The 12,268-nt window shown below is 61.3% G+C and carries 16 protein-coding genes and 1 tRNA gene; all 17 read left to right on the top strand.

Going from position 1 to position 12,268, the window contains the following annotated elements:
* The first annotated feature begins 267 nt into the window (after positions 1 to 267).
* Positions 268 to 1,002 (top strand): HNH endonuclease signature motif containing protein, encoded by a 735-nt coding sequence (locus tag K0F85_RS16575; protein ID WP_219117087.1) that lies wholly within the window; start codon positions 268 to 270, stop codon positions 1,000 to 1,002.
* A gap of 6 nt (positions 1,003 to 1,008) precedes the next feature.
* Positions 1,009 to 1,629, top strand: a complete 621-nt coding sequence (locus K0F85_RS16570) for a hypothetical protein (RefSeq protein WP_257572830.1) — start codon at positions 1,009 to 1,011, stop codon at positions 1,627 to 1,629.
* A 262-nt stretch (positions 1,630 to 1,891) separates the two neighbouring features.
* A complete protein-coding gene (locus K0F85_RS16565) occupies positions 1,892 to 2,068 on the top strand; it encodes a hypothetical protein (protein ID WP_219117086.1) in 177 nt (58 codons plus the stop codon).
* Positions 2,058 to 2,237, top strand: a complete 180-nt coding sequence (locus tag K0F85_RS16560) for a hypothetical protein (RefSeq protein ID WP_219117085.1) — start codon at positions 2,058 to 2,060, stop codon at positions 2,235 to 2,237. Before K0F85_RS16565 ends, K0F85_RS16560 begins: the two co-directional genes overlap by 11 nt.
* A 263-nt stretch (positions 2,238 to 2,500) precedes the next feature.
* Positions 2,501 to 2,576: transfer RNA gene (locus tag K0F85_RS16555), tRNA-Thr, on the top strand.
* A 157-nt stretch (positions 2,577 to 2,733) separates the two neighbouring features.
* The gene (locus tag K0F85_RS16550; RefSeq protein ID WP_219117084.1) at positions 2,734 to 3,246 is read left to right on the top strand and encodes a KilA-N domain-containing protein; all 513 of its coding nucleotides are present in this window, start codon (positions 2,734 to 2,736) and stop codon (positions 3,244 to 3,246) included.
* Between the two features lie 119 nt (positions 3,247 to 3,365).
* Positions 3,366 to 3,686, top strand: a complete 321-nt coding sequence (locus K0F85_RS16545; protein ID WP_219117083.1) for a hypothetical protein — start codon at positions 3,366 to 3,368, stop codon at positions 3,684 to 3,686.
* Between the two features lie 142 nt (positions 3,687 to 3,828).
* A complete protein-coding gene (locus K0F85_RS16540) occupies positions 3,829 to 4,074 on the top strand; it encodes a hypothetical protein (RefSeq protein ID WP_219117082.1) in 246 nt (81 codons plus the stop codon).
* Between the two features lie 95 nt (positions 4,075 to 4,169).
* On the top strand, positions 4,170 to 4,811 hold the full coding sequence (locus K0F85_RS16535) for a putative metallopeptidase (protein WP_219117081.1): 642 nt from the start codon (positions 4,170 to 4,172) through the stop codon (positions 4,809 to 4,811).
* Positions 4,812 to 4,842: 31 nt separating this feature from the next.
* Positions 4,843 to 5,319 (top strand): DUF2280 domain-containing protein, encoded by a 477-nt coding sequence (locus tag K0F85_RS16530; RefSeq protein WP_219117080.1) that lies wholly within the window; start codon positions 4,843 to 4,845, stop codon positions 5,317 to 5,319.
* On the top strand, positions 5,288 to 6,613 hold the full coding sequence (locus K0F85_RS16525; protein ID WP_219117079.1) for a terminase large subunit: 1,326 nt from the start codon (positions 5,288 to 5,290) through the stop codon (positions 6,611 to 6,613). The genes K0F85_RS16530 and K0F85_RS16525 overlap by 32 nt, the downstream gene beginning before the upstream one ends.
* A gap of 14 nt (positions 6,614 to 6,627) precedes the next feature.
* Positions 6,628 to 7,995: a DUF4055 domain-containing protein gene (locus K0F85_RS16520; RefSeq protein WP_219117078.1), complete on the top strand. Its 1,368-nt coding sequence runs from the start codon at positions 6,628 to 6,630 to the stop codon at positions 7,993 to 7,995.
* Positions 7,996 to 9,216: a hypothetical protein gene (locus K0F85_RS16515; RefSeq protein ID WP_219117077.1), complete on the top strand. Its 1,221-nt coding sequence runs from the start codon at positions 7,996 to 7,998 to the stop codon at positions 9,214 to 9,216.
* Positions 9,217 to 9,339: 123 nt separating this feature from the next.
* Positions 9,340 to 10,149: a DUF6651 domain-containing protein gene (locus K0F85_RS16510; RefSeq protein ID WP_219117076.1), complete on the top strand. Its 810-nt coding sequence runs from the start codon at positions 9,340 to 9,342 to the stop codon at positions 10,147 to 10,149.
* 185 nt (positions 10,150 to 10,334) lie between these two features.
* Entirely contained in the window at positions 10,335 to 11,483 is a 1,149-nt protein-coding gene (locus K0F85_RS16505) for a P22 phage major capsid protein family protein (RefSeq protein WP_257572829.1), read from the top strand.
* 72 nt (positions 11,484 to 11,555) lie between these two features.
* Positions 11,556 to 11,933, top strand: coding sequence for a hypothetical protein (locus K0F85_RS16500; protein ID WP_219117075.1), 378 nt, complete (start codon positions 11,556 to 11,558; stop codon positions 11,931 to 11,933).
* A gap of 62 nt (positions 11,934 to 11,995) precedes the next feature.
* Positions 11,996 to 12,268: hypothetical protein (locus tag K0F85_RS16495; RefSeq protein WP_219117074.1), on the top strand; the 273-nt coding region annotated here is incomplete at its 3' end.

The raw sequence follows: 12,268 nt of genomic DNA, 5'->3' as shown, positions 1-12,268 counted from the left end.
AATCCGCGCTGGAAGGGTGGTCTGATTCAGAAGGAATGCGAAATATGCAAGGCGCAATACACCGTCAAGCCAGTCCACATGGCATCCCGTTTTTGCTCGCTCAAATGCGTTGGCGTCTCGCAGCGTGGAAGGTCTCGGATGCATGCACCACCCAAGCGAACGGAGAAGCAATGCGAGGTATGTCTAGCCCCGTTCTCAGTGCCTACCTGTCACGCGAAGCGACATCATTGCTGCTCCAAGACGTGCTCGTTTGCACGTCGATCAGCGATGTCGAAGGGCGAGGACAACCCTAGCTGGTCCGGTGGGATGTCGCGCTTTCCCTATCCGTGGAATTTCCGTGAGATCAGCAAGGGAATCATCGAGCGAGACGGGGCTGTTTGCAGAAATCCGACTTGCGCCGGCGTGGATTCCAGATTAACTACGCACCACATCAACTATGACAAGCAAGATTGCAGGTCTGATAATTTAATCTGCCTGTGTTCAGCGTGCAATTCAAAAGCGAATTTTGGCCGAGAGGCCTGGAAGGTCTTTTATCAAAAGATGATGTCCGATAGAAAAGTCGCTGGCGAATTGAAAACTGGAGGAATTCTGATGGGTGCACGATATCCTGGCCCCGCCAGTGCGCTCGACCTGATCGCCGTCAAGCAGCGCATCGATGCCGACACGTGCGACCAACTGGCCATGGCCATGCTCCTGGCGCTCGATGCGGCAAAGCGGGGCGCTGCGCCGGCGCCAGTTGCCAACACGCTGACCGAGCATCTGCTGACCAGCGTGGCAATTTGGTCGCAGATGGGCAACAAGCCGCTGTACGCGGCGGGCGTCAAGGCGTGGGACGCATTGCGTAAGGCTTGCGCGCGGCCGACAGTGCTGCTTGACCTGACGACCGGCGAGTATGCGGCGATCAGCAAGTCGATCAGCTATTACGTCCGGGCGCTGCCGAGGCTGGAAATCGGCGTGCTAGTGGCGGCGCAGCAGCGGGCGCTGGCGCAACTGCGAGGATGAAAATATATGTCGAAAATCACGTTGAAAATCGTAAATATTTGGTCGCATGTGATACGCTCGTGTCATCGTCTTTCGGAGGGTGTCATGGGTTTTGCTGATCGTTATATTTCCGCTATCGGTTCGTCAAACCTGCTGGACGACGCGCTGCACCACCAGACCGAGCCGCTGGCCGCTGCCGCGCTGGCCGGCGACATCGGCGCGCTGCTGTGCCGCGTGAAGTATGCCGATGGCACGCTCACGAAGATGTTCGAAGGCAATGCGGGCAACCTGGCGCAGCTGCTGCGCATCTGGACTGCCGAGGTGATCCGGCGCGGACAGACGCGCCGCTGGCTGCCGGAAAACACAGCATGGGATGCTCAAGCGGCACAGGCGCTGTATCGGCGCGTGGCCGAGAAGTCGCTGGCTTACTGGCTCGACAGCAAGTGCAAGGTGTGTAGCGGCACCGGCGTCAAGGCGCTGCTGGGCAATGGCATCTGCACCAGCTGCAGAGGAACCGGCGCCGCCGCAATCCACGGCACGGCCGGCCTGGAGCTGGAGCACGTCAAGGATATGGTGAGCGAGTTGAGCGCCATCGCTGACAGCCACTCCGGCCGGGCATCTGGCCTGTTGCGTGGTGGCGACCGGTAGCGAAAAATATAGAGTGCCTGTGTTTACAAACAGTATTCCGTTGTATAATGCAGGCTCTTATTCAGGAAAATTCTTCCGGAAATCGTAATGTGCGCATCGCGCCACCGATAGCCGGAACTCGCGACAGTACCCGGACCCAGCGCCGTACTTGCACGCCTTGAATTTGCCGCTCACCACGCACTATGGCCGTGGGAGCAACACCCAAGCCCGACGCTCACGCGACTCGGGCTTTTTTGTTTTCTGGCGCCACGAAAAGGCGATCATGGCCGCAATCGTATTCTTTAACCGCCTCCGGTTCCGGCGCACGCCGCAAGAGATGTCCGCCATCATCGCCGACACAGCGCCGACCGAGCCACCCACGCGCCAAGAGGTGATCGACCAGCTCGACGCCGACATCGTGCGCCAGTTTCAGCGCATGCTGGATATCGATGCTGAATAGCAATGCCAGAAATTTGAATGGCCGGATGCGCGCGCGATCACGCCGCCGCAGGCCTGAAAAGGAGGTGCACCATGAAGTAGCGAAGACCACACCCGACCGCCTGGCGCCAATCCCGGCGCCGGCGGCGTTGAAGCGCGACGTCACTGCGCACGGGTCAAAAATCGGCTGATGAGTTTCGGAGCGCCCGCCCGGAGATACTCAAGGGATGCCACACAAAACGAAGAATCACCAAGACCTGCCAACCGCTGGCGACCGGACATAGACTAAGCCGGGACGAAGAAGCCAGCAGGATGCGCCGAGCAGGCCGCAGCACAACAGCCGACGGACTTTGTACCTCCGGCAATTCGGCGCCAGACGCTGTAACTGGCAACCCGCTTAAGTGTGCGCGGAAGTGAGTCGCCCGCGGTGGCATGAAGGCCGCCCGCCAGTTTTGCCGCTGTAGCTCATCAGGTAGAGCGCCTGTTTTGTAGTCAGGATGCGAGGGGTTCGAGTCCTCTCGGCGGCACCAGATTTCCCTTGCCCGGCATGCCGGGTTTCGCCGTCAGCCGCATCACTGCGCTGGCGGCTTTTCTTTTCCATGCGCAGATAGGTTTGCAAGCCGAAAGCAGCTCGTCCCTGCTTCTGCGCACCCATTTCAACGACGACCACTGACGAAGGGCGGCATCATGCAAGATATGATCATTTCGAGCACCAGCGTGCGGCAAGACGCCGAGGGTCGCTTCTGCCTCAACGACTTGCACCGCGCGGCGATGGCGAAAGGCACGGCCACTAAGTCACACAGGCCCGGAACCTTCCTGAAGCGCCCCGAGACGGTAGCCCTGGTCGCGGCAATGGAAAGGCGATGCACCCCACAGTGCATCACTCCCGTTTCCACTGTAAAGGGTGGCGCGCCAGGAGTGACGCAGGGTACGTTCGCGGCAAAGACGCTGGTCTACGCATACGCTATGTGGATCGATGCCGACTTTCACCTGGACGTGATTGAGGCTTTTGATCGCGCCCATGGTGGGCAGCAGGGCCTGTGGCTACAAATGCAGGCGCTGATCTCGCGCGAGGTCGAGTCGAAGGTAAAGGCCTCGTTTGGTTCGCACTTGATGCTTGCCCGAAAGCGAGAGATTCCACCGCTGCGTAACGAGCGCCAGTTTCTTGAAACGGCAATTCAGCCGTCACTGTTGAATTAAGGTCGCCATGTCCAGCCTCGCCATCTTCCTGATCCTGTTCGGCGCCGACCATTCCGCACAGGCACGCACATCGCGCGAACCAGCGGCCAGCACCTGGCCATTTAAACCGGAGCTGCCCCATGAATAACCTGATGACCGTGCACACGCTCGGCCCGCAACTAATCGCACTACTGGGTATGCCGCCGAACTGTGTCTCGTTCGAGTTGCGCTGCGCAGCGAATGAGATCGTCACGGTCAAGTGCGAGTATTACCCGGAAGAAGCCGACGGCTTCGATGTGGTGCTGGCTGAATATAAGCTGGTCCCGCGCGAGAAGCTGGGCGCCACCAAGCCGCACCCCTGCGAGGTGATCGGCTTCGATGCCTGGATGCGCGAGCGCACCGAGGCTGCGCACCAAGCCATGATGGCGCACGCCAAGCGCGGCACTACCCCATACACCTAACACTTGCGACTGCCAGCGCGCTCCAGTGGCAGAGCTTGAAGAAACGGGCGCAGCTCACCGACGTAGCAATGATCCAGAGGACTCCAGCCGCGATGCACCGCGGCGCCTGCTGGGGGCGGGCGGTGACACAACGAAAGCCGACATGCAGAAAATTCAACACCCATCGAACAACGGCGTGCTCGGCGCGCCTGCAGACTGGAACCAGGCCGAGTTGCCGTGCGGCGCATTGCCGATCACGCGCACGCACGTGGGCGATCTGCCTGCCGTGGTGTCGTACTGGCGCCCGAGCGTGGAGGACCTGGCCGTGCTGAATTCCGGCGGCTCTATCGCGCTGTGGGTGCTGGGCGCGACCATGCCGCCGGTCAATTTAAGCATCGAAGGCGCGTGAGACACTACATTTAGTAGGTCGAACGCGAAAGTGTCAAAAATTACCGGGCTGAGACCACCGGAATTGCTACCAAACACTACATCTAGTAGGTCGGAATGAAGAAAAGCCGAAATTCCGCAGCGCCCACCTCTGCGCGCCCGGTTCCGCCTGCTGAATTCACCGACCCACTGAGCAGCCGCTATCTGCCCGCGCCCGAGGTGCTCAATTGGGCGCGCGCAACCATCCTCACCGAAGGCGGCGCGCTCCACAACGAAGACCACGCCCACCTGGAATATGCCGACGTGCAGTTCCTGTGGGCGCCACACAGCTTCGCCAAACAAGGCCGCACCGTGCTGGGCCAGTGCGAGGAAATGACCTTTCGCTGCGGACCGTGGCAGAAGGGCCGCCAGCAACAGCAGATGGCTGACTGGTTCGGCGCAGTGCCGGACTTCCTCATTACCCTGGATGCATCGTATTGCCTGACCTGCAGCGACGCCGAGTTCTGCGCGCTGATCGAGCACGAGCTTTATCACATCGCCCAGGAGCTGGATGACTTCGGCGCGCCGGCCTTCAACAAGTACGGATTGCCGAAGCTGTGCATGCGGTCGCACGACGTCGAAGAGTTCATCGGCGTGGTCCGGCGCTACGGTGCCAGCCAGGACGTGCAGCGCATGATCGATGCAGCAAATAGCCCGCCCGAGGTGGGGAAAATCAATATCGCGAGGGCTTGCGGAACCTGTTTGCTGAAGGCTGCATAAGGTTGACCGGCCATTTACCGGAAGGCAACACATGGCAGCACTTAAAGACGAGGTGAAGCTGTTCATCGTCAAGGCGCTGGCATGCTTCGACACGCCGACGCAGGTATCCATCGCAGTAAAGGAAGAATTCGGCCTTGATGTGCCGCGTCAGCAGATCGCCACCTACGATCCTGAAAAGCACGTCGGGCGCAGTCTCAGTACGAAGTGGAAGACGCTTTTCCACGACACCCGTGCCAAGTTCCGCGAAGACGTCGCGGTGATCCCGATTGCCAGCAAGGCATTCCGCCTGCGTGCGCTGGCCAGGATGGCACAGCAGGCAGAGGGCATGCGCAATATCGCGCTGGCCGTCGCCGTGATCGAGCAGGCAGCCAAGGAAGTAGGTGACGTCTACGTGAACCGCCGCCTCGATGCGCCGAAAGCTCCAGGTGATATCGGCGAAGGCATGCCGGCCGCACCTGAATACATATTGAAGCCAGATGAAGACCTCCCCGACAGCCCGATTCTCTGAAGGGCCGGTCGCGCTGACGCCGAAGCAGGCGAACATTTATTGCTGGGGATGGCAAAAGAAGGCTCGCTTCCGCGACGCGGTTTGCGGCCGCCGCTTCGGCAAGACGTTCCTGGGCAAGGCCGAGATTCGCCGTGCTGCGCGCCTGGCCGCCGAGTGGGGAGTCAGCACGGAAGACGAGATTTGGTACTGCGCGCCTACGTTCAAGCAGGCAAAGCGGGTTTTCTGGAAGCGTCTCAAGCAGGCCATCCCGCCCAGCTGGCGCGCCGGCAAGCCGAATGAGACGGAATGCTCGATCACCACTAAGGCCGGCCACGTCATCCGCATTGTCGGCTTGGACGCGTACGACAACCTTCGCGGCTCCGGTCTGTTCTTCGCGCTGGTCGATGAATGGGCTGACTGCGTGTACGCGGCGTGGGAAGAGGTGCTGCGGCCTATGCTGTCGACCTGCCGCTTCGTCATCAACGGCGAGGAGCGGGTCGGCGGACACGCGCTGCGCATCGGCACGCCGAAAGGCTTCAACCATTGCTATGACAGCTACCTTGATGGCCAGGGCGGTGAGCCTGACCACAAGAGCTGGCTGTACACGTCGGTCGACGGCGGCAACGTCCCGGCCGAGGAGATCGAAGCGGCGCGGCGCAAGATGGATCCGCGCACGTTCCGCCAAGAGTACCTGGCCAGCTTCGAGAACTACCAGGGCGTCATCTATTACTGCTTTGACCGTCGGCGCAACCATACCGACGATACAGTCAAGCCAGGCGACGCGCTGCACATCGGCATGGACTTTAACGTCGGCAAAGGCGCTGCGGTGGTTTTCGTGATTCGCGACGACCTGCCGCGCGCTGTCGATGAGTTCATGGAGGTGTTCGACACGCCGGCCATGATTGAAAAGATCAAGGGCCGGTACAAGCAGACTGGCCAGCAGCATCTGATAACGATTTATCCGGATGCGTCCGGCCAGAACCGCAAGAGCAGTGGCGCCAGCGAATCTGACCTGTCTCTGCTCAAGGCAGCCGGCTTCACGGTGGTGGTCGACCATAGCAACCCGGCTGTGAAAGATCGCATCAACAGCGTGAACGCCATGCTGTGCAACACCTACGACCAGCGCCGGATGCTGGTCAACACCACGAAGTGCCAGAAATACACGCTCAGCCTGGAGCGTCAGATCTATGACGACAAGGGAGAGCCGGACAAGAAGGGTGGCTTCGACCATGCCAATGATGCCGGTGGCTACTTCATCACCAAGCGCTGGCCAGTGACGAGTCGCACGACGACCACGGCGCCGCTCCGCATGTAACAACAAGGAATTCCATGACCGACGCCGTACGCAAACAATCAGCAGAAGCCGCAAAGCTGAACGAGGATTGCGCCCTGGTCGCCGCGCTGCTGGGCGGTACCAAGGCGATGCGGGCGGCTGGCAAGAAGTATCTGCCACAGTGGCCGGGCGAGGACAGCGAAAGCTACGATCTGCGCCTGGCCGTCGCTACGTTGTTCCCGGCCTATGCCCGCACCATCGATGTGCTCTCGGCCAAGCCATTCAGCAAGCCGGTGACGCTGGGCGAGGACGTGCCGGAACGGCTCAAGCCTTGGCTGCAAAATGTCGACCTCTCCGGCCGCGACCTGCACAGCTTCTTGTCGGAGATTACCCAGGAGGCGATGGGCTACGGCTTCGCTGGCATCCTGGTCGACTTCCCCAAGGCGGGCAACCTGGTGACCAAGGCGGACGAGGAGGCCGCCGGCGTGCGCCCGTACTTCGTTCAGGTGCATGTGCAGAACGTCCTGGGCTGGCTGCCGAAGAATGCGACCAGCCTTGACGGGCTGACCCAGCTGCGGCTGCTGGAAAGCGTGTCTGAGCCGAATGGCGACTTTGACACCAAGGAAATCGAGCAGGTCCGCGTACTGGGGCGGGGCACTTGGCAGACCTGGCGCCAGAGCGAAACCGGCAGCAAAAAGGAGTGGACGCTGCATGAAGAGGGCGTCACCAGCCTGAAAATCATCCCCTTCGTGCCCGTCTACGGCAAGCGCCTGGGCTACATGCAGGCCACGCCGCCGCTTCTGGAACTGGCGCACAGCAACGTGGAGCACTGGCAGAGCAAGAGCGACCAGCAGAACATCCTGCACGTCGCGCGCGTGCCAATCCTGTTCGCCAAGATGCTGGGCGAGGGCGGCATCACGGTCGGCGCCGGCAGTGCAGTTAAGTCGGAATCACCAGAGGGCGATCTGAAGTTCGTGGAGCACAACGGTAAGTCCATCGAGGCCGGTCGCCTGTCCATTCTCGACCTGGAAGACCGCATGCGCCAGGCTGGCGCCGAACTGCTGGTGATCAAGCCGGGCAATGTGACAGAATCGCAGACCCTTGCGGACAACGAGCAGGGCGCATGCGCGCTGCAGAAGATCGCGCAAAATATTCAGGACGCCGCCAATCAAGCGTTGCAGTTTATGGCGGAATGGGTTGGCGAAAAAGAGGGCGGGCACATCAAACTGCATACCGATTTTGGAGCAGAAAGTCTTGCCGCGACGTCGGCTGAGCAATTGCTGAAAGCGCAATTAGCTGGCGCTATCAGTCTTGAGACCCTGTTTGGCGAATTTAAGCGGCGGAATATTATTTCCATGGATATTGACTGGGAGGCAGAGCAAGAGCGCATCCTGTCGAGCTCGCCCCACCTGATGGGAGCATAAGTGGGCGCGCTCGAAGAGTGGATTGCCGAGATGTTCCTCGTGCACTCGCTGAACCTGCTGCGCTTTTCGGCGGACGTGCAGGGGAAGATTGTGGCGCTGATGGGCGCCATGTCGAAGGAGTTGGCGGGCAAGCTGGGCGAGGGCGAGGTGTCGAGTTATGGCAAACAGCGGCTGGCCGCGCTGCTGCGCGAGTCGAACGCTGTCATTGCCTCGCATTACAGCGGCATGGAAGAGGAATCCATGCGCAACTTGTTGGGCATGACCCACATCGAGGCGGACTACACGGCCAAGGTGCTGACGCAGGGCCTCAAGATCGAACTGGGCGCCAAGCTGCCGCCGGCCACCTATCTGGAAAAGCTGGTGGGCGACACGCTGATTAAGGGCGCCTCGTCAGCGAGCTGGTGGAAGCGCCAGGCGCTCGATACGCAATTCCGCTTCGCCAGCCAGGTGCGGCTCGGTGCCGCGCAGGGCGAGACGACGTCGCAGATCGTGTCGCGCGTGCTGGGCAAGAGCGCCAGGGCGGCCGATTCGCTGGCCAACAAGCCGGCATTGCCCGCCACGCCGCCAATGCCGGACTCGAAGGCGCCTCCGGCCGTGCCCGCAACGAAGCCAGGTGTGCCGCCAACTGATCCAGCCGCCAAGCCGCCTGGCGCCGCGCCGGATCCTGTTGCGCCGGGCGAGCAGGGCATCCTGAAAACGTCAGCCGCAAATGCGCGCGCGCTGGTGCACAGCTCGGTGCAGGCCGTGGCCAACGCCGCGCGCCTGGCTAGCTTCCAGCAGAACGCGGACCTGATCGAGTGCCTGGTGTGGCTTTCCACGCTGGATTCGCATACCTGCTTGCTGTGCGCCATGCGCGATCTGCACGAGTACTCGCTGCACGACCAGGAGCCGATCAACCATACCTACGAGTGGGCGGGTGGGCCTGGCGCCATCCACTTCAGCTGTCGTTGCGTGCTCAGTACGCGGACCAAGTCGTTTAAGGACCTGGGTATCGAGCTGGACGAGCCGGGCGACAGCACTCGTCCCAGCGATGGCGGGCCTGTCAGTAGCAAGATGAACTTCAAAGACTTCCTGGCCAGTAAAGACAAGGCGTGGCGGGCCGAGTACTTGGGGCCGGGCCGCGCTGAGATGTACGAGGCGGGCAAGATCACGCTGAATGACCTGATGAACCTCAAGGGGCGCAAGCTGACGCTTGAGGAACTGCAGGCGAAGTACAAGTAGACTTTTTCATACTAACGAGGGCCGCCCGGGCAACCAGGTGGTCCTTTTTTTTGCCGCAAGCGGACGCGACGCGGTGCACGGCCGGAAGGCCAACGATAGGGCGGATGCCCGGAAAGAACGACCATGCCATTCAAATTCAACGCAGACGGAACCATTGCAATCGACGGCGAGAAGAAGCTGCCGATCTTCATTCACCCCAACGGTACCGAAGCGCCATTCGACGCGGATACCACGCTGGGCACCATCACCCGGCTGAACGGCGAAGCCAAAACGCACCGCGAGGCGAAGGAGGCTGCCGAGCAGCGCCTGAAATCGTTTGACGGTATCGAAGACGGCGTGGCCGCTCTGGCCGCGTTGAATACGGTCAAGAGCCTCAGTTCCGGCGAGCTGAAGACAGCCGCCCAGGTCAAGGAAATCCAGGATGCGGCGGCGAAGACCGCGCAGGAGCAGGTCGCCGCGCAGGCCAAGGCAAGCGCCACGCAGTTGCAGGAATTGACCGCGCAGCTGGATAAGCGCACCAACGAATTGAACACCCACATGATCGGTGGCGGCTTCGCCAGTTCGAAGCTGCTGACCGACGACAAGCACCCGAGCCGCCTGGCGATCCCTACCGAGATGGCAAAAGCCTATTTCGGCAGCCATTTCAAGGTCGAGGACGGCAAGATGGTGCCGTACGACGCCGCCGGCAACAAGATTTTCTCGCCGACCCGCCCGGGTGAAGTGGCCGACTTCGATGAAGGTCTGGCGCAGCTGGTGGCCGCCTGCCCATTCAAAGATCAGATCCTGAAGGGCTCCGGCGCCTCGGGCGGCGGCGCCCATGGCGGAAATGGCGGCGGCGCAGGTGCCAAGCAAATCTCCCGCGCTCAATTCGAGGCGATGGGCGTCCAGGATCGCGCCGCAGCAATGAAAGGTGGCGTAACGGTCGCCGGTTAAATTTCGCAATTCAGGGCGTCGCTTTGACGCCCTACACGTGCCTTTTCGATGGATGTCGGAAGGGTGCTTTGGGCTGGATGGCCTCTCAGTTCTAAAACTCAAATCACCCCTCAATGGCTCGCTTTCGCGGGCCTTCTTCATTTTTGAAAGGTATTACAATCATGGGCACTCTTACCCTGAATGGCTTGCTGCCGACCATCTACAACGCGATGGAGGTAATCTCGCGTGAGCAGATCGGCATGATTCCAGCTGTGTCGCGCGACTCCAATGCTGAGCGTGCCGCGATCAATGAGACCGTGCGTTCACCATCCGTCGGACCTATGGTCGCCGAAGACTTGACACCAGGCGCCTACGCGCCGGACACGCCGAATCAGACCATCAACTACGTTGACATGACGATCCAGAAGGCGCGCTCGGTGCCATTTGGCATCACGGGTGAAGAAAATCGCGGCTTGAACAATGCTGGCACGCTGGGCGATATCAACGCGCAGCGCATTACCCAGGCGCTGCGCACGCTGGGCAATGAAGTCGAGGCCGATCTGGCTGCGTTGCACATCTACGCCTCGCGTGCCTATGGTACCGCCAACTTGACCCCGTTCGGCACGGCTGCCGACTTCACCGATTTCTCGAATCCGCTGCGCATCCTGGACGACAATGGCGCACCACTGACCGACCGCCAAATGGTTCTGGGCTCGTCCGCGATCTCGAACATCCGTGGCAAGCAGTCCGGCCTGTTCAAGGCGAACGAAGCGAATAGCGATGAACTGCTGCGTCGCGGCATCATCGGCCAGGTCGAAGGCTGGGACATCCACAATTCGGGCCAGATCCGCTCGCTGGTCCCTGCCGGCACCGCTGCCGCATCGACCACCAACGCTGCGGGCTATGCCGTCGGCGCCACGGTGATCAACTTGGCTGCGGCCGGTACCGGCGCCTTCATCACGGGCGATATCGTGGCGTTCGCTGGCGATGCCGACAACAAGTACCTGCTGGCGGCTGGCGATGCTGACACCTCGAACGGCGGCACCATCGTGCTGGCCGAGCCGGGCCTGCGCAAGGCAATCCCTGCCGCAGCCACTGCAATCACTGTGACTGCAGCCACCACCCGCAACATGTTCTTCCACCGCTCGGCCATCCAGCTGGCTTGCCGCGCGCCGGCCATGCCGGATGAAGGCGACTCGGCCGATGACGTGATGATGGTGACCGACCCGGTTTCCGGTATTACCTACGAGTTCTGCATCTACAAGCAGAAGCGCCAAGTTCGCTACGAGGTCAACTTGGCCTGGGGCGTGAAGGCCGTGGCACCTCGTCACATGGGCATCCTGATCGGCGCGTAAGCGCTGTTGGGCTAATCATCAACCTGGCCCGGCCAGCACTGCGGTGCTGCCGGGCGTCACCTGGACTTCACCATGGATACCATCAAAATCGTATCGACGGACCTGCGCACGCAGGGCCCTTTCGTCGTAATCAATAAATCCGACTTCAACCCCGACTTGCACGAGCTGTACGGCGACCAGGACCTGGGCGCGCCGGCCGAACGCGTGCCGACGATGGCCGAACTGCTGGCCGTGCGCGATCAGCTCCTGGAGCGCGAGCGCTCACTGGACGCCGAGAAGGAGCGCATTGCCGCGCAGGAGCAGCGCCTGGCCGATCAAGCCCAGGCCAACGAAGTCGAAGCGCAACGCCTGCGCGACGAGGCTGCAAGCTTGCAGGCCGCGAAAGATGCAGCTGCGGCCGCTAGTCTTGTCACTTCGACCGAAAAGCCCGCAAAAGCCACCAAGGCGTAATCCCTGGCCAGCACAGCCCCGCGCGCCGGGGCATTTCATAAACCGCACTCCCGAAAGCCAATATGCCCACTATCACCGCCGGCGGCACGCCGCAAACCATCACGCTGCCAGAGGGGCGGGTCTTAAATGTCAGTGGTACAGCTGGTGCGGCTGGCGTCATCTACCGCCTCGATCCGCTGCTGGGCGGCACGAATTCGCTGCAGTCCTGGACAGTTGGCGCAGGAGCGCTGGCCCCCATAGGCCCATTCGCTGGCCGGCAGTCATTCTTGCTGACCTGCTCAGCCGGATCCATGAGCGCTGAAAACCAGGTGGCCGACTTAACTGCGGTGCGGCAG

The sequence above is a fragment of the Janthinobacterium sp. UMAB-56 genome, from assembly GCF_900095265.1.
Lineage (GTDB): Bacteria > Pseudomonadota > Gammaproteobacteria > Burkholderiales > Burkholderiaceae_D > Janthinobacterium.
This window is presented reverse-complemented; position numbering and strand designations above follow the sequence as displayed.

Coding starts and splice junctions, on each gene's coding strand:
- K0F85_RS16575 (WP_219117087.1), top strand. CDS start 268: ATGTCGAAGGGCGAGGACAACCCTAGCTGGTCCGGTGGGATGTCGCGC.
- K0F85_RS16570 (WP_257572830.1), top strand. CDS start 1,009: ATGTCGAAAATCACGTTGAAAATCGTAAATATTTGGTCGCATGTGATA.
- K0F85_RS16565 (WP_219117086.1), top strand. CDS start 1,892: ATGGCCGCAATCGTATTCTTTAACCGCCTCCGGTTCCGGCGCACGCCG.
- K0F85_RS16560 (WP_219117085.1), top strand. CDS start 2,058: ATGCTGAATAGCAATGCCAGAAATTTGAATGGCCGGATGCGCGCGCGA.
- K0F85_RS16550 (WP_219117084.1), top strand. CDS start 2,734: ATGCAAGATATGATCATTTCGAGCACCAGCGTGCGGCAAGACGCCGAG.
- K0F85_RS16545 (WP_219117083.1), top strand. CDS start 3,366: ATGAATAACCTGATGACCGTGCACACGCTCGGCCCGCAACTAATCGCA.
- K0F85_RS16540 (WP_219117082.1), top strand. CDS start 3,829: ATGCAGAAAATTCAACACCCATCGAACAACGGCGTGCTCGGCGCGCCT.
- K0F85_RS16535 (WP_219117081.1), top strand. CDS start 4,170: ATGAAGAAAAGCCGAAATTCCGCAGCGCCCACCTCTGCGCGCCCGGTT.
- K0F85_RS16530 (WP_219117080.1), top strand. CDS start 4,843: ATGGCAGCACTTAAAGACGAGGTGAAGCTGTTCATCGTCAAGGCGCTG.
- K0F85_RS16525 (WP_219117079.1), top strand. CDS start 5,288: ATGAAGACCTCCCCGACAGCCCGATTCTCTGAAGGGCCGGTCGCGCTG.
- K0F85_RS16520 (WP_219117078.1), top strand. CDS start 6,628: ATGACCGACGCCGTACGCAAACAATCAGCAGAAGCCGCAAAGCTGAAC.
- K0F85_RS16510 (WP_219117076.1), top strand. CDS start 9,340: ATGCCATTCAAATTCAACGCAGACGGAACCATTGCAATCGACGGCGAG.
- K0F85_RS16500 (WP_219117075.1), top strand. CDS start 11,556: ATGGATACCATCAAAATCGTATCGACGGACCTGCGCACGCAGGGCCCT.